This is a genomic window from Curtobacterium sp. MCPF17_002 (assembly GCF_003234115.2).
In the GTDB taxonomy this organism is placed as follows: domain Bacteria; phylum Actinomycetota; class Actinomycetes; order Actinomycetales; family Microbacteriaceae; genus Curtobacterium.
The window spans coordinates 3,580,749-3,599,902 of sequence record NZ_CP126251.1 but is presented as its reverse complement, the minus strand read 5'-3'; the positions used below and the strand labels follow the sequence as shown (position 1 = coordinate 3,599,902).

Below are 19,154 nucleotides of genomic sequence, written 5' to 3'. Positions count from 1 at the left end.
CCATGGCGAACATCAAGAAGGGTGACCTCGTCGAGGTCATCGCGGGTGCCACGCAGGAGCGTGGCGGCGACCGCGGCAAGCAGGGCAAGGTCATCGAGGTGCTCCGCGACAAGGAGCGCGTCGTCGTCGAGGGCGTGAACTTCGTCACGAAGCACGTCCGCGTCGGCCAGACCCAGCGCGGTTCGAAGACCGGTGGCATCGAGCAGCACGAAGCTCCGATCCACGTCTCGAACGTCGCCATCGTCGACCCGAAGACCAAGAAGCCGACCCGCGTCGGTTTCCGCAACGAAGAGGTGGAGAAGGACGGCGTCAAGAAGACCGTCCGCGTCCGCTACGCCAAGAAGTCGGGTGAGAAGCTCTGATGACCGACACGACTGCCGCGCCGGCGACGAAGGTCGACCCGCGCCTCAAGCAGAAGTACAAGAACGAGATCAAGGCTGCCCTCACCGAGCAGTTCGGGTACGCGAACGTCAACCAGGTCCCCGGCCTGGTCAAGGTCGTCGTGAACACCGGCGTCGGTGAAGCGGCTCGTGACTCGAAGATCATCGAGGGGGCCATCAAGGACCTCACGGCGATCACGGGTCAGAAGCCCCAGGTCACGAAGGCCCGCAAGTCCATCGCGCAGTTCAAGCTGCGTGAGGGCCAGGCCATCGGCGCGCACGTCACCCTCCGTGGTGACCGCGCGTGGGAGTTCATCGACCGCCTGGTGACCCTCGCACTGCCCCGCATCCGCGACTTCCGCGGGCTCAGCGACAAGCAGTTCGACGGCAACGGCAACTACACGTTCGGTCTCACGGAGCAGTCCGTGTTCCACGAGATCGACCAGGACCGCATCGACCGCGTGCGTGGCTTCGACATCACCGTCGTGACCACCGCGAAGTCGGACGACGAGGGTCGCGCGCTGCTCCGCCAGCTCGGGTTCCCGTTCCGTTCTGCCGAGCAGACGGTCTAAGATACTTCGGGCGGTGCGGGCCGGAGGATTCACGTCCTCCGGCCCGCACGCACGAACACACCGATCCAGGGGAATCGCCCCCGGATCACCCGATCGCTCAGGTCGGCATTCGTGGAACGGGTGTCGAAACCAGGCGAAGAATGGACGACCATCATGACGATGACCGATCCGGTCGCAGACATGCTGACCAGATTGCGGAACGCGAACTCGGCGCACCACGACGACGTCTCGCTTCCCAGCTCCAAGTTGAAGAAGAACATCGCTGAGATCCTCAAGCGCGAGGGTTACATCAGCGAGTGGAAGATCGAGGACGCCCGCGTCGGGCAGACCCTCACGATCGACCTGAAGTACGGCCCCGAGCGCGAGCGTTCGATCGCCGGCATCAAGCGCGTCTCGAAGCCCGGCCTCCGGGTGTACGCGAAGTCGACGGAGATCCCCCAGGTCCTCGGTGGCCTCGGCGTGGCGATCCTCTCGACCTCGTCGGGACTGCTCACTGACCGCGAAGCCGAGCAGAAGGGCGTGGGTGGGGAAGTCCTCGCCTACGTGTGGTGATCGACAATGTCTCGTATCGGACGTCTTCCCATTGACATCCCCGCCGGCGTGACCGTCTCCATCGACGGTCAGAACGTGGCGGTCAAGGGCCCGAAGGGCGAGCTCGCGCTCGTCGTCGCAGAGCCCATCCAGGCCAAGGTCGAGGAGAACCAGGTCCTCGTCACCCGTCCGGACGACGAGCGCAGCTCGCGTGCGCTGCACGGCCTGACCCGGACCCTCATCGCGAACAACATCGTCGGCGTCACCGAGGGCTACACCAAGGGCCTCGAGGTCGTCGGCACCGGTTACCGCGTGCAGGCGAAGGGCAACAACGTCGAGTTCGCGCTCGGGTACTCCCACCCGATCACGGTCGAGCCGCCCGCGGGCATCAGCTTCGCCGTCGAGGGCAACAACAAGCTCACCGTCATCGGCATCGACAAGCAGTCCGTCGGCGAGGTCGCTGCCAACATCCGCAAGCTGCGCAAGCCCGAGCCCTACAAGGGCAAGGGCGTCCGCTACGCGGGCGAGATCGTGCGCCGCAAGGCCGGAAAGTCAGGTAAGTGATCATGGCCATCGGAATCCGAGGCAAGAGCAAGTCGGCCGCCAAGGCGCGTCGTCACAACCGTCTCCGCAAGAAGATCAGCGGCACCGAGATGCGTCCGCGTCTCGCCGTCACCCGCTCGTCGCGCCACGTGTTCGTCCAGGTCATCGACGACGCCAAGGGTCACACCCTCGCCAGCGCGTCGACGATGGAGGCCGACCTCCGTACGTTCGACGGCGACAAGACGGCTAAGGCCCGTCGCGTCGGCGAGCTCCTCGCCGAGCGCGCGAAGGCTGCCGGCGTCGAGGCCGTGGTCTTCGACCGCGGTGGTAGCAAGTACGCCGGTCGCGTCGCCGCGATCGCCGATGGTGCCCGTGAAGGAGGGCTGAACCTGTGAGCGACATCGCGAACACGAACGAAGACGCCAACGTCGAGTCGACCGAGGCCACGGACGCCGCTGCGTCGACCGGGACCACGGAGTCGACCGAGGCCACCGCCTCGACCGAGACCACCGAGTCGACCGAGGCAACCGACGCCGAGTCCACGAGCACCGAGGCCCCCGCGGCCAAGGAGCCCGAGGTCCCGGTCGTCGAGCGTCCCGTCGAGACCGCCGCAGGTTCGGCATCGAACAACCGCGACTCCGCGGACAACCGTGGCCGCCGTGGTGGCGGGCGCGACCGTCAGCAGAGTGGCGGCCGTGGCAACGACCGCAACGGGCGGGGTGGGGACAGCCAGTTCCTCGAGCGCGTCGTGACCATCAACCGCGTCTCCAAGGTCGTCAAGGGTGGTCGTCGCTTCAGCTTCACCGCGCTCGTCGTCGTCGGTGACGGCAACGGTCTGGTGGGCGTCGGCTACGGCAAGGCCCGCGAGGTCCCGACCGCCATCTCGAAGGGTGTCGAGGAAGCGAAGAAGAACTTCTTCCGCGTCCCCCGCGTCGGCAACACCATCCCGCACCCCGTGCAGGGTGAGGCCGCTGCCGGTGTCGTGCTCCTCCGTCCGGCTGCTGCCGGTACCGGTGTCATCGCCGGTGGTCCGGTCCGCGCCGTCCTCGAGTGCGCCGGCATCCACGACGTGCTGAGCAAGTCGCTCGGTTCGTCGAACACGATCAACATCGTGCACGCGACCGTCACGGCGCTGAAGCAGCTCGAGGAGCCCCGCGCGGTCGCAAGCCGCCGCGGTCTCCCCGTCGACCGGGTCGTCCCGGATCGTCTGCTCCAGGCCGAGGCCGCTGCTCTGCGTGCCGCGTCCGAGAAGGCAGGTGCGTGATGGCGATGCTGAAGATCACGCAGACGAAGTCCGTTATCAGCGAGAAGCAGTACCAGCGCGACACGCTCCGCAGCCTGGGTCTCAAGCGCATCGGCCGTACGGTCCTGCGTGAGGACAACGCCCAGAACCGCGGGTACGTCGCAACGGTGGCGCACCTCGTGAAGGTCGAGGAGGTCGACGCATGAGCGACGAGAAGAACGAGCGCGTGCAGGTCCTGAAGCTGCACCACCTCCGTCCCGCCGAGGGTGCCAAGAAGGCTCGCACCCGCGTCGGCCGTGGTGAGGGCTCCAAGGGCAAGACCGCCGGCCGTGGTACCAAGGGCCAGAAGGCTCGTTACCAGGTCAAGGTCGGCTTCGAGGGTGGGCAGATGCCGCTGCACATGCGCACCCCGAAGCTCCGCGGGTTCAAGAACCCGTTCCGTGTCGAGTACCAGGTCGTGAACCTGGACAAGATCGCGGAGCTCTACCCCAACGGTGGCGACGTCACCGTCGCGGACCTGGTCGCCAAGGGCGCCGTCCGCAAGAACGAGAAGGTCAAGGTTCTCGGTCAGGGTGACATCAGCGTGAAGCTCACGGTCGCGGTCGACAAGGTCTCGGCGTCCGCCGCCGAGAAGATCGCGGCTGCTGGCGGCACCGTCTCCCAGTAACCCCCGTCGGCGGCCCGTGCGTTTGCGCACGGGCCGCCGTTACGGTTTCCTTGACAGTGGTCGGCGTCCGCCGGCCAGGTCGGTCCTGCCGACCACACCGGTGACGGCCCTCGATCGGGTCGCCGGTCCCAGAAGTTCGGAGTCCTCGTGTTCAGAGCGGTCGCGCGCATCATGCGCACCCCAGATCTTCGCAAGAAGATCGGCTTCACCCTCGCGATCATCGCGCTGTTCCGCCTGGGGTCGTACATCCCGGCACCGTTCGTCGACTACTCGGCCGTGCAGACCTGCCTTGCCAGCGCTTCGTCGTCCGGCGGTCTCTACGACCTCATCAACCTGTTCTCCGGCGGCGCGCTGCTGAAGCTCTCGGTCTTCGCGCTCGGGATCATGCCGTACATCACGTCGTCGATCATCGTGCAGCTCCTGCGCGTGGTCATCCCGCACTTCGACGCCCTCTACAAGGAGGGTCAGTCCGGTCAGGCCAAGCTGACGCAGTACACGCGCTACCTCACCATCGCGCTGGGCGTGCTGCAGTCCACCACCCTGATCACGGTCGCACGCTCCGGTGCCCTCTTCGGCACCAACGCGTCGTCCTCCTGCTCGTCGATCATCTCGAACGACAGCTGGTACGCGATCATGCTCATGGTCGTCACCCTGACCGCCGGTACCGGCCTCATCATGTGGATGGGCGAGCTCGTCACCGAGCGCGGCATCGGCAACGGCATGTCGCTCCTCATCTTCACGTCGATCGCGGCGCAGTTCCCGTCGGCGCTCTGGGCCATCGAGCAGTCGCAGTCGTTCGAGCTCTTCCTCTTCGTGATCCTCGTCGGCCTGGTCATCATGATGGCCGTCGTGTTCGTGGAGCAGTCGCAGCGGCGCATCCCCGTCCAGTACGCCAAGCGCATGGTCGGTCGACGCACCTACGGCGGCAACAACACGTACATCCCGATCAAGGTGAACATGGCCGGCGTCGTGCCCGTCATCTTCGCCTCGTCGCTGCTGTACCTGCCGGCCCTGGTCGCGCAGTTCAACCAGCCCTCCGACGGCACCGAGCCGGCCGCCTGGGTGACCTGGGTCCAGTCCAACCTGACCTCGGGTGACAACTGGTTCTACATGGTCCTGTACTTCCTGCTCATCGTCGGGTTCACGTACTTCTACGTCGCGATCACCTTCAACCCCGAAGAGGTCGCCGACAACATGAAGAAGTACGGCGGCTTCATCCCGGGCATCCGGGCCGGCCGTCCGACGGCCGAGTACCTCGACTACGTCCTGACCCGGGTGACGTTGCCCGGCTCGCTCTACCTCGGTCTCATCGCGCTCATCCCGCTGGCAGCACTGGCGCTGTTCGGCGCGAACCAGAACTTCCCGTTCGGTGGCGCGAGCATCCTCATCATCGTGGGTGTCGGTCTCGAGACCGTGAAGCAGATCGACTCGCAGCTGCAGCAACGTCACTACGAAGGGCTTCTCCGTTGAGCGCACGTCTCATCATCGTCGGACCCCCCGGAGCAGGGAAGGGCACGCAGGCCGGCCGCATCGCCGAGTCCTTCGGGATCCCCGCCGTCTCCACGGGCGACATCTTCCGCAAGAACGTCACCGACGGCACTCCGCTCGGCGTCCAGGCGAAGGCGATCATGGACGCGGGCGACTACGTCCCGGACTCCCTCACGAACGAGCTCGTGAAGTCACGTCTCGAGGAACCGGACGCGCGGGACGGGTTCCTGCTCGACGGGTACCCGCGCACGGTGGGGCAGGTCGAGTACCTCGACGCGCTGCTCGCCGAGCAGGGCACCGCGATCGACGCGGTCATCCAGCTCGTGGCCGACCAGGACGAGCTCGTGGGCCGTCTCCTGAAGCGTGCCGAGCAGCAGGGTCGGAGCGACGACAACGAGGAGACTATCCGTCGTCGTCAGCAGGTCTACGCGGAGCAGACCGCCCCGATCGTGAACGCGTACGGCGAGCGTGGGCTCGTGGTCGACGTCGACGGTCTCGGTGGCATCGACGAGGTGGGCGACCGCATCCAGGCCGCCCTGTCCTCGCGCGGGCTGACCGCGGGCGTCTGACGCCACGTGGTCCGGCTCCGGAAACCCTCGATCTACAAGACGCCTGAGGAGCTCCGCGCCATGGTGCGCCCGGGGCTCCTGACCGAGGCGGCACTGAACGCGGTCCGCGACGCGATCCGTCCGGGCATCTCGACGGGCGAGCTCGACACGATCGCCGAGGCCGTCATCCGTGACGGTGGCGGCATCCCCAACTTCCAGCTCGTCCCGGGCTACCACCACACGTTGTGCGTGTCGGTGAACGACGAGGTCGTGCACGGGATCCCGGGCGACCGGGTCCTGCAGCCGGGTGACATCGTCTCGGTGGACGCCGGCGCCGAGGTCGACGGGTGGAACGGCGACAGTGCGTTCACGATGGTGGTACCTGGCGGTGACGCGGGCCTGACAGCAGCACGCCAGACGCTCTGCGACACCACCGAGCGCGCGCTCTGGCACGGCATCGCCGCGCTCGCGCACACGAAGAACCTGCACGAGGTCGGTGCCGTCATCGAGGACGCCATCGACGAGACGGGTGCCTGGGGCATCGTCGAGGACTTCACCGGACACGGCATCGGCCGGTCCATGCACGAGGACCCGCCGGTCTTCAACTACCGCGTGCGCGGCGCGGGTCCCGCGGTGAAGCCGGGTCTCGTGGTCGCGATCGAGCCGATGGTCACCGCCGGGACGATCGACAGCTCGACGGACGACGACGACTGGACGGTCCGCACGCTGGATGGTTCCGACGCGGCGCACTGGGAGCACAGCATCGCGGTCCACGCGGGCGGCATCTGGGTGCTCACGGCCACCGACGGTGGCGCTTCGGGCTTGGCCCCGCTGGGTGTGACGCCCGTCCCGATCCCGTAGGTCGCGCCTCCAGGCCCGTCCTCCCTGCCTGGAGGCACGGCGCGCGCCCGCCCCGTCGGCCCGGCCACGCGCCGGGCTCACGACCATCCCCGCGGTCCGGTCCGGACGTCCGCCCACCGTCGTGTCCGGTCGGCCGGGCCCGTCGGCCCGGACGATCAGTTGCCGACGGAGCAGGTCTGCTCGGAGGCGCTCTGTCCGGTGATGGACGAGGGGAGCGGCGTCGTCGTCGGCGTCGCGGCCGAGGTGCCGGTACCGGTCGCCGTCCCGGTGGACGTGCCGGCGGACGAGGAACCTGTGGACGATCCGCTGCTCGACGCCCCCGAGGACGGTGCGGTCGTCGCGGTGCCGGTCGACTCCTCCGAGGCGCGACCCGTCGAGGAGTCGCTCAGCGAGGTCTTCTGGTCGTTCTGCAGCGCGACGTTGAGCGTGTGTGCGGTGTCCTGGTCGACGATGACCCGGGCACTGTCAGCGGGGTCGTCGGCGACGGGGTACTGCACGAAGAGCATGTTCGCAGTGCTCATGCCACGGAGTGCTCCGGCGAGGCCGACGAGGGTGCGGGCCTGGGCGAGTCCGTCCGAGAGCGTCATGTTCGACAGCGCGGCACCGGCCAGCTTGTACAGCGTGATCGGGTTGGACAGCGTGCCGTCCGAGGTGACCTTGCGGAGCAGGGCCGACAGGAACACCTGCTGCGAGCTGATCCGCGCGAGGTCGCTGCCGTCACCCACACCGTGGCGCGTGCGGAGGAAGGCGAGGGCGTCGGACCCCTCGAGGTTGTGGGACCCGGCCGTCAGGTGCAGGCCGGTGTAGGTGTCGTTGATCGGGTCGGCCACGCAGACGTCGACGCCCCCGAGCGCGTTCGACATCTCGATGACGCCGTCGAAGGTGATGAGTCCGGCGTACGGGATGCTCAGGCCGGTCAGGTTCTCGACGGTGTCGACGACGCAGGAGACGCCGCCGTTCCCGAGCGCGGTGTTGAACTGGGCCGAGGTGGCCGCCGGGTACGTGGTGCCCGTCTCGGGGTTGGAGCACGCCGGGATCGGCACCATGAGGTCGCGCGGGAAGCTGATCGCGGTCAGCTGCTGGTGGTCCTGCGAGATGTGGATGAGCATCGTGACGTCGTTGCGGGCGCCCTGCACGTCGTCGGCGGAGTCGAACTGCCCGACGCGGGTGTCACTGCCGATGAGGAGGATGTTCGCGCCGCCCTTGATCGCCGTGATGTCGGCGGTCTTCGCGGTGCTCTGGTCGTCGGTGCTCAGCTGCACGGTCTTCGGCGCGCTGGCGAGCTGGGCGCCGGCGATGGCGGCGACGCTCGTGCCGCTGACGAGGACGACGGCGAGGGCGGACGCGACGATCGACGCCAGCGTCGTCCATCCGCGGCGGCGGGGGAGCCGGCCGTGTCGGGCGAGCGGTCGTCGGGTGGCGTCGGGCACGTGGTCTCCGTTCGAGGGTCCGGCTCGGGTGGGAGCGGCCGGACGGTTCAGCGAGGTCACGCTAGGGTCCGGTGACTGGTGACGGCCCAGAACGTGCCGTCAAAGCACTGTGGAACACTCAGACTGCCCGGGGCGGCGCGCTCCGGGAAGCCCCAAACGTGGGGACTTCGCTGTCTCCACTTGGCAATCCTGGGTCTATCACATAAGATCGATCTTTGGTGTGCCATGCCTTCTTGGCGTGGCGCCCGACCCGCAGACCGGCTCGGGGATCACACCGGTAATCCAATCAAGCGACAGTGAGGCTATGGCCAAGAAAGACGGCGTCATCGAGATCGAAGGCTCGGTGCTCGAAGCTCTGCCCAACGCGATGTTCCGCGTTGAGCTGACCAACGGACACAAGGTCCTCGCGCACATCTCCGGGAAGATGCGCCAGCACTACATCCGCATCCTCCCTGAGGACCGCGTGATCGTGGAGCTGAGCCCGTACGACCTGACCCGCGGCCGGATCGTCTACCGCTACAAGTGATCCGCGAGCTGGAAAGGAACGGCTCGGCAACCCTGCCGAGCACGAAGCCAGCGAGCACGAGGAACGAACAATGAAGGTCAAGCCCAGCGTCAAGCCCATGTGCGAGCACTGCCGTGTCATCCGCCGCAAGGGCCGCGTCATGGTGATCTGCAAGAGCAACCCGCGTCACAAGCAGCGTCAGGGCTAGTCCCGCACTGCCTGATGCGGATCGCCTCCGGGCGGCCTGCGCAGGAACCACAACTGAACACCGAAAACGCAGTACCAGAACCCTGGTCCGGCTCCGGCCGACACCAGGGGGACACCTCGGGTCGGAGGCCCGAGCACCGGTACTGCGCCACACCTCCATCGACAACAGGAGCAGCCATCACATGGCACGTCTAGCAGGCGTCGACATCCCGCGCGAGAAGCGCGTGGAGATCGCACTCACGTACATCTACGGCGTCGGCCGTACCCGCGCGGTCCAGGCACTCGCCGAGACCGGTATCTCCGGTGACATCCGCGTCAAGGACCTGACCGACGACCAGCTCGTCGCCCTCCGTGACTTCATCGAGGGCAACTTCAAGGTGGAGGGTGACCTCCGCCGTGAGGTCGCCGCCGACATCCGCCGCAAGGTCGAGATCGGTAGCTACGAGGGTCTTCGCCACCGTCGTGGTCTCCCGGTGCGCGGTCAGCGCACCAAGACCAACGCGCGTACCCGCAAGGGTCCGAAGCGCACCGTGGCAGGCAAGAAGAAGGCTCGATAGGAGACCCCGATGGCTACCCCCAAGACTGCCGCGCGCAAGCCGCGCCGCAAGGAGAAGAAGAACGTCGCTGTGGGCCAGGCCCACATCAAGAGCACGTTCAACAACACGATCGTCAGCATCACCGACCCCTCGGGTGCCGTCCTCAGCTGGGCGTCCTCGGGAGCCGTGGGCTTCAAGGGTTCGCGCAAGTCGACGCCGTTCGCGGCGCAGCTCGCCGCCGAGTCCGCTGCGCGTCAGGCGCAGGAGCACGGCGTCAAGAAGGTCGACGTCTTCGTGAAGGGTCCGGGTTCGGGCCGCGAGACCGCGATCCGCTCCCTCCAGGCCGCTGGCCTCGAGGTCGGCTCGATCAACGACGTCACGCCGCAGGCGCACAACGGGTGCCGCCCGCCCAAGCGCCGTCGCGTCTGACGCGAGGAGCAACCGGCCGCGCCCTGCTCGTCCCCTGATCGGATCCACTCCGACGGGGCCGGGCAGGGCCCGCGGCCATTCCTGGTCGTTCGATCGCGCACATCAGTGCGCGTGATCACAACTCAACAGACCCGTCGGGGCCCGGCTGGCCCCGTCGTACCGCCAAGTGTCATATAGCGGACACTTCGCCGAAAGGAATCCCACAGTGCTCATTGCACAGCGCCCCACCCTGACCGAGGAAACGATCTCCGAGTTCCGCTCGCGCTTCGTCATCGAGCCGCTCGAGCCGGGCTTCGGCTACACCCTCGGCAACTCGCTGCGCCGCACGCTCCTCTCCTCGATCCCCGGTGCGGCTGTCACCAGCATCCGCATCGACGGCGTCCTCCACGAATTCAGCACCGTTCCCGGTGTCAAGGAAGACGTCACCGAGATCATCCTCAACATCAAGAGCCTGGTCGTCTCCAGCGAGCACGACGAGCCGATCACGGCGTACCTGCGCAAGCAGGGTGCCGGTCAGGTCACCGCTGCGGACATCTCCGCGCCGGCCGGCGTCGAGATCCACAACCCGGACCTCGTCATCGCGACCCTGAACGACACCGCGCGCTTCGAGCTCGAGCTGACGATCGAGCGTGGCCGTGGCTACGTCTCGGCGACCCAGAACCGCTCGGAGTTCAGCGAGGCCGGTCAGATCCCGATCGACTCGATCTACTCCCCGGTCCTCAAGGTCACCTACCGCGTCGAGGCGACGCGTGCCGGTGAGCGCACGGACTTCGACCGCCTGGTCGTCGACGTCGAGTCGAAGCCGGCCATCACGCCGCGCGACGCCATCGCATCGGCCGGCCGGACGCTCGTCGAGCTGTTCGGGCTCGCCCGTGAGCTCAACACGGCGGCCGAGGGCATCGAGATCGGCCCCGCGCCGGTCGACGCGGTGCTCTCGAACGAGCTGCAGACCCCGATCGAGGACCTCGACCTGTCGGTCCGCAGCTACAACTGCCTCAAGCGGGAGGGCATCAACACGGTGTCCGAGCTCGTCGCCCTGTCGGAGACGCAGCTCATGAACATCCGCAACTTCGGTCAGAAGTCGGTGGACGAGGTCAAGGACAAGCTCACCGAGCTCGGCCTGTCCCTCAAGGACACCGTCCCCGGATTCGACGGCGCCCACTTCTACAGCGGGTACGACGAGGACGAGTCCAACAACTGACCTCGCGCTCACGCGCAAGCGTGCCGCTGACGTAGCGCGCACAACTCTTTCACCACTGGAGAACTGACATGCCGAAGCCCACCAAGGGCCCCCGCCTCGGTGGCGGCCCCGCCCACGAGCGCCTGCTCCTGAGCAACCTCGCCAACGCCCTGTTCACGCACGGTCGCATCACCACCACCGAGACGAAGGCCAAGCGCCTCCGTCCGGTCGCCGAGCGGCTCATCACGTTCGCGAAGCGCGGCGACCTGCACGCTCGTCGTCGGGTCATCGCCGCCCTCCGCGACAAGTCCGTTGTGCACACGCTGTTCACGGAGATCGCTCCGCAGGTCGCCGACCGTCAGGGCGGCTACACCCGCATCACGAAGCTCGGTTTCCGCAAGGGCGACAACGCTCCCCTCGCGTCGATCGAGCTCGTCCTCGAGCCGGTGTCGGGCACGCCCGCGCCGGTGACGCGCAACGCTGCTCCGGCCGCCGCTGCGCCGGTCGAGGAGCCTGCCGCCGACGAGACCAGCACCGACGAGACCAGCACCGAGGAGGCCCCGGTCGAGGAGACCGAGACCACCGAGGAGTCCGCTCCGGTCGCCGAGGAGTCCGAGACCGAGGCTGCTGCCGAGGTCGAGGAAGACGCTGCTGCGAAGTCGGACGACAGCAAGTAGTCCGAACACCACCACGAGGAAGCCCCCGCGACGCACGTCGCGGGGGCTTCCTCGTGTTCCGGGGATGCGTCCCGTATCCTGTCCGGCCGACACGACGAGAGGAACACATGCCCTTCGAGCACGTCGCGGGGGTCGGTACCCGGATCTGGCGGTGGAGCCGGACCTCGGGGACCCAGCCACGCCTGCTGCACGCCGGCAAGGCCGCCGCCGCCGCGGTGATCGCCTGGTTCGTCGCCCGGCACGTCCCCGGTGTCGCAGCCGAGTACCCGTACTACGCACCGCTCGGCGCCGTCGTGGCGATGCAGACGACCGTGTTCGCCGGGATCCGGAGCGGGGTGCAGACGCTCGTGGGGATCGGCCTCGGGATCCTCATCGCCGGGTTCACGATGTGGGTGGGGGACCCCGGGTTCCTCGCGGTCGCGCTCGCGGTCGGCATCGGGGTGCTCGTGGGCGGCTTCCGCGTGCTCGGGGAGGGCAGCTCGTGGGTGTCGACGGCGGCGTTGTTCGTCCTGCTCGTCGGCGGCGCGCATGCCGAGGGGTACTCGCTCGGGTACCTCGTGCAGATGGCCGTCGGGGTCACGGTCGGACTGCTCGTGAACTTCCTCGTCTTCCCGCCGCTGCACTTCTGGGACGCCGAGCACCGCATCGACGCGGTGAACGAGGTCCTCGCTGACCACCTGGACGGGCTCGCGAACGTGCTCGAGGAAGGCAAGCGCGACGAGAAGGCGTGGGACCACCAGCAGGACCGGCTCGACCGGGCGATCGCCGACGTGCGTTCCCGGGTGTCCATCGCGCACGAGAGCAGACGGCTCAACCCCCGCGGCGCGCTCCGGGGGTCGCGTGCACGGCTGCAGAAGGACGGGGCACGCTTCCGGGCGCTCGAGCGGGTGGCCTGGTACACGACGGACCTCACGGAGCTCGTCGCACGGTCCGGGCCGGTGTCCGAGGGGCTCGGGCGACCCGACCCGGCGTTCGCGGAGCCGTTGTCGAAGGCGATGCGGCAGATCTCCCGGGTGATCCGTGGCGACAGTCCGGAGGAAGCGGGCGACGATGCCATCGCGGAGGTCGAGCGGGCGCTCGACGCCTCGCGCGAGAACCCCTCGCACGTGGCGGTGACCTCCGCGGCGCTCGTCGCGCTCCGGGGCATCGTCGAGTCGGAGCGCCGTGCGACGAGCGACCTCGACACCCGGACCGGCCCGTCGGCGCACGGACGCGCACGGGACTGACCGTCGATTTCTATAACGCTTAGGTTATAGACTGGCGACGTGCACGCATTCGACGTCCTCGGTGACCCGGTCCGTCGACGGCTGGTCGAGCTCCTCGCCGAGGACGACCACACCGCCGGCGCACTGACGGACGTCATCGCCGGAGAGTTCGGCATCTCCCAGCCCGCGGTCTCCCGACACCTCCGGGTCCTGCGCGAGGCCGGGTTCGCGTCCGCTGCACCTCGTGGGACGTCGCGTGTGTACCGGCTGGAAGCCCGCGCGGTCGACGAGCTCGACCACGCCGTCGAACGGTACCGCGCGCTCTGGCGGCAGCGGCTCGACGCCCTCACCACCGAGATCGCCCGCGGCCGCCGCCAGCGACCGGATGCGCCGCGGCCCGAGCACGACGCAGCACCATCCGACGCAGCACCATCCGACGCAGCACGACACGACGAGGAGTCATGACATGCGCACCACCGACGGCACCATCGAGGACTCACCGACCGGCGGGTACCTCCTCCGGTTCGCCCAGACCTACCCGACCACGCCCGAGGACCTCTGGGACGCGGTGACCGACCGCGCGCGGCTCTCGCGGTGGATGGCACCGTACGAGGGTGACCTGCGGCTCGGGGGACGCTGGCTCGCGCGGTACGACGACGGGACCGCCTTCACCGAGGGCACCGTCACGGCGTGCGATCCGCCGCGGTCGTTCACGACCACGTGGCAGGCGCGCGGTGAGGACGAGACGACGGTCGTCCTGACGGTCGCAGCCGTGCCGGACGGGGCTGCCCTCCGACTCGAGCACGACGGCGTCGCGAGCCGGAACTACGGCGCCGGCTGGCACACCTACCTCGAGTTGCTGGAGCTCGACCTCGCCGGCGACCTCGACGGGATCGCGGCGTTCGACTGGGACGCGCGGTACGCCGAGCTGCAGGCCCGCTACCGGGCGGTCTGAGGCCGGTCCGCGCGGTGTCCGACCGGCATCGCCGTCCGTAGACTCGCACTGTGCCCGAGCAGCCCCGCGTCGCCGTCCTCGGACCCGTGACGGTCGCGGGCCCCTCGGGGTTGCCGACGCCCGTCCCCGGGGCCCTCGCGCGGTCGTTCCTCACCGCGCTCGTGCTCGCACGCGGGCACGCCGTGACGACCGAGGCGCTCATCGACGAGCTCTGGCCGGCCGACCAGCCCCGCGGCGCCCGTGCCGCCCTGCAGACGCTCGTGTCCCGACTGCGGCGGACCCTGGCGGACGGCGTCGTCGTCTCCACCAGCACCGGGTACGCACTCGGGTGCGACCCCGACGACGTCGACCTCGCACGCGCCGAACGCTCGGCGGCGGACCACGCGGCACCGGACGTCGTCCGCGCTGCGCTGGACCTCTGGCGGGGGACGCCGGGCGACGACGTCGACGGCGACCTCGGCGACGCGCTCGCCGAACGGGCCGCCGCTGCCCGGCGCGCGCTCCGCCGGTCGCTCGGCACGGCGCTCCTCGACGCCGGCCACGCCGACGAGGCCGTGGACGTCTGGACGACGGAGGCCCAGGCGAACCCCTTCGACGAGGTCGCCGTCGCCGGGTGCATGCACGCGCTCGTCGCCGCGGGACGCACCGCCGAGGCGCTCGCCGTCTTCGCCGCGCACCGCGACCGTCTCGTGGACGAGCTCGGTGCGGATCCCTCCGCCGACCTGGTGCGCCTGAACGCCGACCTGCTCCGTCGATCGGCTGCCGACACCGGGCGGGCCCGCCGCATCGGCCTCCGGGCAGCGCCGAACGCGCTGGTCGGGCGGCAGGACGACGTCGACGCGGTCACGGACCTGCTGTCCCGGAACCGCCTCGTGACGATCCTCGGCGCGGGCGGGCTCGGCAAGACCCGTCTCGCGCAGGCGGTCGCCGCCGACGTGCCGGCGACGTGCGGTGTCGTCGTGTTCGAGTTGGCTCCGCTCGCCGCCGAGGACGTCGTCCCCGCCCTCGGGGCACTGCTCGGGATCGCCGAGTTCCGCTCCGCGCGGTCCCTCCGTGACGTCGTGGTCGCCGACCTGCGGAGCCGGGTCGTCCGAGCGCTCGCCGACGGTCCGACCCTGCTCGTGCTGGACAACTGCGAACACCTCGTCGACGCCGTCGCCGCGATCGCCGCCGACCTGCTCGCCGCCGCCCCGGAACTCCGGATCCTGACGACGTCGCGGTCGCCGCTCGCGATCGCCGGCGAGGCCGTGGCGCCCCTCGCGCCCCTGCCGGTCGAGGCCGACGGCGCTGCGGTCCGGCTGTTCACCGAGCGCGCCCGGGCAGCACGACCCGGTGCCGTGCTGCCCGTCGACGCCGTCCGCCGGATCTGCACCAGGCTCGACGGGTCGCCGCTCGCGATCGAGCTCGCCGCCGCGCGCATCCGCGGCATGAGTGCCGCCGACATCGAACGACGGCTCGACGACCGGTTCGCGCTGCTCCGGGGCGGCGACCGCAGCGCTCCGGAACGGCACCGCACCCTGCTCGCCGTCATCGAGTGGAGCTGGCGGCTGCTCGACACGGGAGCGCAGGACCTGCTCACCCGGCTCGCCCTGTTCCCGGACGGCCTCGCCGTCGACGCCGTCGAGGCCGTGGCCGCGCCGGACCGACGGGACGACGCGCTGGACGACCTCGCCGAACTCGTCGAGCAGTCCCTCGTCCAGCTCGTCGAGCACGAGGGGGAGCCCGTCCGCTACCGCCTGCTCGAGACCGTCCGCGAGTTCGGGGCCGCGCGCCTCGACGAGCGCGGGACCACCGACGCCGTGCGCCGGGCGATGATCGGCTGGGGGCGGGACTTCGCCGCGGACCGGAACCTGTTCACCCTGACCGGGGAAGCGCAGCTCGACCGGTTCCGCGAGGTCGGCCGGGAAGCCGACAACCTCGTGACGCTCCTGCGCTGGGCCCTCGGTTCCGGCGACGGACCCGCGGTCGCGCACCTGTTCGCCGCGCTCGGCGGGTTCTGGACGCTCCGCGGTGCCCACGGCGAGGTCGTCGCGATCGGACCGGAGATCGTCCCGGTGCTCCGGCGGATGTCGCAGCGGCCGGAGGACCGCCCCGCCGTGGTGCTCGGGCTCGTCGTGACCGGTGCGTCGTCGGCGTTCACCGACCGGCGGACGGCCGCGCTCGCGGTGTCGACGCTCCGGCGCACGATGCGTGCGGGGGCGACCGGGTTCGCCGTCCTGGACGCGCAGGCGGCACTGCTCCTCACCCTCGGCCGCCCGGCCGACGGCCACGCCCTGCTCGCCCGGTACCGCGACGACGCCGACCCCGGCGTCGCCTGCCTGGCGAACATGCTCAGCGCGCCGCTCGCCGAGAACGACGGTGACTTCGACGACGCCCTGCGCTACGCGAAGCGGGCCGCAGCGCTCGCGCGGGTCACCGACGACGCCTGGACCACGGGATCCGGCGCGGTCACCATGACCCAGCTGCTCGCGCAGACCGGCCGGCACACCGAAGCGCTGGAAGCCGCCGAGGTCGCCCGGGAGCAGCTCGAACGGTTCGGTGCCGACGACGACCTGTACGAGATCGGCTGGACGATCGGGCTCTGTGCCGCGTCCACCGGCGACGTCGTGCGCGCCCGGTCGATCGCGGCCGACCTGCAGCACCGACCCGTGGAGGCGCGAGGCGGCTTCGACGGCGACCGCGCGCAGATCGGTGTGCTCGCCGTCGCCATCGGTGCCGAGTGCGCCCGGTACGACGGCGACTTCGCCGGCGCAGCCGCCGAGTACGCGCGAGCCTGGGACTTCGTGTTCCCGTACCGGAAGCAGACGCCGCACTGGTCCCTGATGGCAGGCGCGGCACGACTCGCGGCGGAGGACGAGGCGGCGGCGAGCGCGCCCGCCGGAGCCGAGCCGCGCCTCCAGGCCGACGCGAACCGCACCGCGGTCGCCCGCCGCCTGCGTGTCGGAGCCCTCGTGATGCTCCGTGTCCACCCGTGGTGGCTCGACCTGCCCGTCATCGGCACGGCGTTCCTCGGACTGGCGATCGCCGCGGCCCGCACCGGCCGAGCGGACCACGCGGCCCGGTGCTGGTCCTTCGCCACCCGGCTCGGCTCCCGGCAGGACTTCGCCGTGCTGCTGCACACCCGCGTCCGGCCGGTGCTGGCCGCCGTGGTCGGCGACGCAGCGCTCGCCGACGCCGAGACGGCCTCGGCCGGGTGGGACCGGGCCGAGGCCGTCGCGCGGGCGAGGCTCCTGCTCGAGGAGCTGCGGTTCACGCCTTCCGCATGTACGCCCGGACGGTGAGCGGGGCGAACACCGCGACGATCACGGCGGCGCCGAGCAGGCTGATCCAGAGGTCGCCCGTCACGGTGCCGTGGTTGATGAGGTCGCGCACGGCGGTGATGAGGTGCGAGATCGGGTTCACCTCGGAGAACCAGCGCAGCCAGTCCGGCAGGGTGTCGGTCGGCACGAAGGCGTTCGACAGGAACGTCAGCGGGAACAGCACCATGTTCGAGATGCCGGAGACGCTCGACGCCGTGCGTGCGATGACGCCGAAGTAGGCGAAGATCCAGCTGACCGCCCAGGCGACCACGACCACGAGCAGGCCGGCGAGGACGACCGAGCCGAACCCGCCCTCGGGACGGAGCCCCATCGCGAAGCCCGTGACGAAGGTGATCGTCGTCGCGATCGCGTACCGGACCGTGTCCGCCAGCAGGGCGCCGGCGAGCGGTGCGATGCGGGCGATCGGCAGGGACTTGAAGCGGTCGAACACGCCTTTGTCCATGTCCTCGCGGAGCTGGACGCCGGTGACGATCGACGACGTGATGTTCGTCTGCACGAGGATGCCGGGGATGATGATCGGCAGGTAGCTGGCGATGTCGCCGGCGATCGCGCCACCGAAGATGTACGTGAACATCACGGTGAAGATGATCGGCATCAGGGTGACGTCGAACAGCTGCTCGGGCGTCCGCCGGACCTTCACCAGGCCGCGGTACGCCATCGTGAAGGACTGCCGGACCGTGGCGCCGAGACCGGAGCCGCCGACGCCGGGGCGTGGGGCGACCCGTGGTGTGGAGGTGCCCGTGGTGGGGGTCATGGTGGTCATGCGATGCTCCCTTCGAGCTCGCGCTGGGTGTCGTCGTCGGTCGTCGCCGGTGCGCCCGTGATGGTCAGGAAGACCTCGTCGAGCGTGGGCTTCTGCACGCTCATCTCGGCGAGGGAGATGCCGGCCTCGCGGAACGACACGAGGAGGTCGGTCACGCGGTCCGGGTCGGACATCGGCGCGGTGAGTCGGGAGCCCTCGGGACTCGCCACCGCGTCCACGCCGAGGGTGTTCCGGACGATGGCACGAGCGGCGTCGAGTCGGAGCGCATCGGTCAGCCGGAGCTGCAGCGACGCCGAGCCGATGCTCGACTTCAGCTCGTCGCTCGTGCCCTCGGCCACCACGCGTCCGTGGTCGATCACGGCGATGCGGTCGGCGAGCTGGTCGGCCTCGTCGAGGTACTGCGTCGTCAGCAGCACCGTCGAACCGGTCGCCACGAGTTCGCGGATGGTGTCCCACATCTGCGAGCGGGTCCGGGGGTCGAGGCCGGTCGTCGGTTCGTCGAGGAAGATCAACGGCGGCTGGGCGATGAGGCTCGCAGCCAGATCGAGACGCCGGCGCATGCCCCCGGAGAAGTTCTTGAGCGGGCGCGAGGCGGCCTCGGTCAGGCCGAAGCGCTCGAGCAGCTCGACGGCCTTCCGCTTCGACTCGGCCCGGCCGAGGCCGAGCAGGCGCGCGAAGATGACGAGGTTCTCGGTCGCGCTGAGCGTCTCGTCGACGCTCGCGTACTGCCCGGTGACGCCGATGAGGGAGCGGACGACCTGGGCTTCGCGGCGGACGTCGTGCCCGAAGACGCGGGCCTCACCGCCGTCCGGACGCAGCAGGGTCGCGAGCATGGAGATGGTGGTGGTCTTGCCGGCGCCGTTCGGACCGAGCACGCCGTAGACCGTCCCGGCCTCCACTCGGAGGTCGACACCGTCCACTGCCCGGTTCGTCCCGAAGGTCTTCACGAGGCCGATGGCCTCGACCGCGAGCGGTGTGGTGGTCATTCGCCCAGGTCCTTTCGTGCGACTCGACGCGGTTCGTCGATGTCGAGGACGATCGTGCCGCCCGGCGCTCACACCGCACTGACGTGCCGCTGACATCAGTGGACGACGCACGTCAGGCGGGTGCTGTG

Annotated in this window: 25 protein-coding genes; 21 read left to right on the top strand and 4 right to left on the bottom strand. The window is 69.7% G+C overall.

The genetic code is table 11. The annotated features are described in order from the left end of the window. Nucleotides 1-2 precede the first annotated feature (2 nt). Together rplX and rplE are read left to right on the top strand one after the other, a co-directional pair. The gene (rplX, locus tag DEJ28_RS16850; RefSeq protein ID WP_111116941.1) at nucleotides 3-362 is read left to right on the top strand and encodes a 50S ribosomal protein L24; all 360 of its coding nucleotides are present in this window, start codon (nucleotides 3-5) and stop codon (nucleotides 360-362) included. Further along, entirely contained in the window at nucleotides 362-952 is a 591-nt protein-coding gene (gene rplE, locus DEJ28_RS16845) for a 50S ribosomal protein L5 (RefSeq protein WP_111116940.1), read from the top strand. The genes rplX and rplE overlap by 1 nt, the downstream gene beginning before the upstream one ends. Nucleotides 953-981: 29 nt before the next feature. Here rplE and DEJ28_RS16840 read toward each other — a convergent pair whose 3' ends face one another. Further along, complete coding sequence (locus DEJ28_RS16840) at nucleotides 982-1,212, bottom strand: hypothetical protein (RefSeq protein WP_166645607.1); 231 nt, start codon at nucleotides 1,210-1,212, stop codon at nucleotides 982-984. Here DEJ28_RS16840 and rpsH point away from each other — a divergent pair. The 9 genes from rpsH to map all read left to right on the top strand — a co-directional run bounded on the left by rpsH (nucleotide 1,106) and on the right by map (nucleotide 6,833). Further along, nucleotides 1,106-1,504 carry a 30S ribosomal protein S8 gene (gene rpsH, locus DEJ28_RS16835; RefSeq protein WP_111116939.1) on the top strand — a complete coding sequence of 133 codons (399 nt, stop codon included), beginning with the start codon at nucleotides 1,106-1,108 and terminating at the stop codon, nucleotides 1,502-1,504. The genes DEJ28_RS16840 and rpsH overlap by 107 nt on opposite strands. 6 nt (nucleotides 1,505-1,510) lie before the next feature. Then, on the top strand, nucleotides 1,511-2,047 hold the full coding sequence (gene rplF, locus DEJ28_RS16830) for a 50S ribosomal protein L6 (RefSeq protein ID WP_111116938.1): 537 nt from the start codon (nucleotides 1,511-1,513) through the stop codon (nucleotides 2,045-2,047). 2 nt (nucleotides 2,048-2,049) lie between these two features. Continuing rightward, a complete protein-coding gene (rplR, locus tag DEJ28_RS16825) occupies nucleotides 2,050-2,421 on the top strand; it encodes a 50S ribosomal protein L18 (RefSeq protein ID WP_111116937.1) in 372 nt (123 codons plus the stop codon). Nucleotides 2,422-2,426: 5 nt separating this feature from the next. After that, on the top strand, nucleotides 2,427-3,290 hold the full coding sequence (gene rpsE, locus DEJ28_RS16820) for a 30S ribosomal protein S5 (protein ID WP_111116984.1): 864 nt from the start codon (nucleotides 2,427-2,429) through the stop codon (nucleotides 3,288-3,290). Further along, on the top strand, nucleotides 3,290-3,475 hold the full coding sequence (rpmD, locus tag DEJ28_RS16815) for a 50S ribosomal protein L30 (RefSeq protein WP_022906355.1): 186 nt from the start codon (nucleotides 3,290-3,292) through the stop codon (nucleotides 3,473-3,475). Before rpsE ends, rpmD begins: the two co-directional genes overlap by 1 nt. Beyond that, nucleotides 3,472-3,936: a 50S ribosomal protein L15 gene (rplO, locus tag DEJ28_RS16810; protein WP_071292534.1), complete on the top strand. Its 465-nt coding sequence runs from the start codon at nucleotides 3,472-3,474 to the stop codon at nucleotides 3,934-3,936. The genes rpmD and rplO overlap by 4 nt, the downstream gene beginning before the upstream one ends. Before the next feature lie 147 nt (nucleotides 3,937-4,083). Then, entirely contained in the window at nucleotides 4,084-5,406 is a 1,323-nt protein-coding gene (secY, locus tag DEJ28_RS16805) for a preprotein translocase subunit SecY (RefSeq protein ID WP_111116936.1), read from the top strand. Continuing rightward, the gene (locus tag DEJ28_RS16800) at nucleotides 5,403-5,993 is read left to right on the top strand and encodes an adenylate kinase (protein WP_111116935.1); all 591 of its coding nucleotides are present in this window, start codon (nucleotides 5,403-5,405) and stop codon (nucleotides 5,991-5,993) included. Before secY ends, DEJ28_RS16800 begins: the two co-directional genes overlap by 4 nt. 60 nt (nucleotides 5,994-6,053) lie before the next feature. Next, the gene (map, locus tag DEJ28_RS16795; RefSeq protein WP_502866936.1) at nucleotides 6,054-6,833 is read left to right on the top strand and encodes a type I methionyl aminopeptidase; all 780 of its coding nucleotides are present in this window, start codon (nucleotides 6,054-6,056) and stop codon (nucleotides 6,831-6,833) included. 155 nt (nucleotides 6,834-6,988) lie between these two features. Here map and DEJ28_RS16790 read toward each other — a convergent pair whose 3' ends face one another. Then, nucleotides 6,989-8,263 (bottom strand): LCP family protein, encoded by a 1,275-nt coding sequence (locus tag DEJ28_RS16790; RefSeq protein ID WP_111116983.1) that lies wholly within the window; start codon nucleotides 8,261-8,263, stop codon nucleotides 6,989-6,991. 304 nt (nucleotides 8,264-8,567) lie between these two features. Between DEJ28_RS16790 and infA the strand changes: the two genes are divergently transcribed. From infA to DEJ28_RS16740, 10 genes are all read left to right on the top strand, one after another. Further along, entirely contained in the window at nucleotides 8,568-8,789 is a 222-nt protein-coding gene (gene infA / locus DEJ28_RS16785) for a translation initiation factor IF-1 (protein ID WP_017885509.1), read from the top strand. Between the two features lie 70 nt (nucleotides 8,790-8,859). After that, nucleotides 8,860-8,976, top strand: coding sequence for a 50S ribosomal protein L36 (gene rpmJ / locus DEJ28_RS16780; protein WP_111116933.1), 117 nt, complete (start codon nucleotides 8,860-8,862; stop codon nucleotides 8,974-8,976). A gap of 181 nt (nucleotides 8,977-9,157) precedes the next feature. Further along, nucleotides 9,158-9,532 carry a 30S ribosomal protein S13 gene (gene rpsM, locus DEJ28_RS16775; RefSeq protein ID WP_058728274.1) on the top strand — a complete coding sequence of 125 codons (375 nt, stop codon included), beginning with the start codon at nucleotides 9,158-9,160 and terminating at the stop codon, nucleotides 9,530-9,532. Between the two features lie 9 nt (nucleotides 9,533-9,541). Continuing rightward, a complete protein-coding gene (gene rpsK / locus DEJ28_RS16770; protein ID WP_017885507.1) occupies nucleotides 9,542-9,940 on the top strand; it encodes a 30S ribosomal protein S11 in 399 nt (132 codons plus the stop codon). A gap of 205 nt (nucleotides 9,941-10,145) precedes the next feature. Continuing rightward, on the top strand, nucleotides 10,146-11,141 hold the full coding sequence (locus tag DEJ28_RS16765) for a DNA-directed RNA polymerase subunit alpha (protein WP_022906362.1): 996 nt from the start codon (nucleotides 10,146-10,148) through the stop codon (nucleotides 11,139-11,141). A gap of 68 nt (nucleotides 11,142-11,209) precedes the next feature. Further along, nucleotides 11,210-11,797, top strand: a complete 588-nt coding sequence (rplQ, locus tag DEJ28_RS16760) for a 50S ribosomal protein L17 (protein ID WP_111116932.1) — start codon at nucleotides 11,210-11,212, stop codon at nucleotides 11,795-11,797. A gap of 107 nt (nucleotides 11,798-11,904) precedes the next feature. Next, the gene (locus DEJ28_RS16755; RefSeq protein ID WP_111116931.1) at nucleotides 11,905-13,023 is read left to right on the top strand and encodes an FUSC family protein; all 1,119 of its coding nucleotides are present in this window, start codon (nucleotides 11,905-11,907) and stop codon (nucleotides 13,021-13,023) included. Nucleotides 13,024-13,062: 39 nt separating this feature from the next. Next, the gene (locus DEJ28_RS16750; RefSeq protein WP_111116930.1) at nucleotides 13,063-13,467 is read left to right on the top strand and encodes an ArsR/SmtB family transcription factor; all 405 of its coding nucleotides are present in this window, start codon (nucleotides 13,063-13,065) and stop codon (nucleotides 13,465-13,467) included. A 1-nt stretch (nucleotide 13,468) separates the two neighbouring features. After that, complete coding sequence (locus DEJ28_RS16745) at nucleotides 13,469-13,957, top strand: SRPBCC family protein (protein WP_111116929.1); 489 nt, start codon at nucleotides 13,469-13,471, stop codon at nucleotides 13,955-13,957. Between the two features lie 50 nt (nucleotides 13,958-14,007). Further along, nucleotides 14,008-17,238 (top strand): AfsR/SARP family transcriptional regulator, encoded by a 3,231-nt coding sequence (locus DEJ28_RS16740; protein WP_111116928.1) that lies wholly within the window; start codon nucleotides 14,008-14,010, stop codon nucleotides 17,236-17,238. Here the strand turns inward: DEJ28_RS16740 and DEJ28_RS16735 are convergent. Continuing rightward, nucleotides 17,207-18,040, bottom strand: a complete 834-nt coding sequence (locus tag DEJ28_RS16735) for an ABC transporter permease (RefSeq protein ID WP_181433824.1) — start codon at nucleotides 18,038-18,040, stop codon at nucleotides 17,207-17,209. The genes DEJ28_RS16740 and DEJ28_RS16735 overlap by 32 nt on opposite strands. Then, nucleotides 18,037-19,026 (bottom strand): ATP-binding cassette domain-containing protein, encoded by a 990-nt coding sequence (locus DEJ28_RS16730; protein ID WP_111116927.1) that lies wholly within the window; start codon nucleotides 19,024-19,026, stop codon nucleotides 18,037-18,039. The genes DEJ28_RS16735 and DEJ28_RS16730 overlap by 4 nt, the downstream gene beginning before the upstream one ends. Nucleotides 19,027-19,154 lie beyond the last annotated feature (128 nt).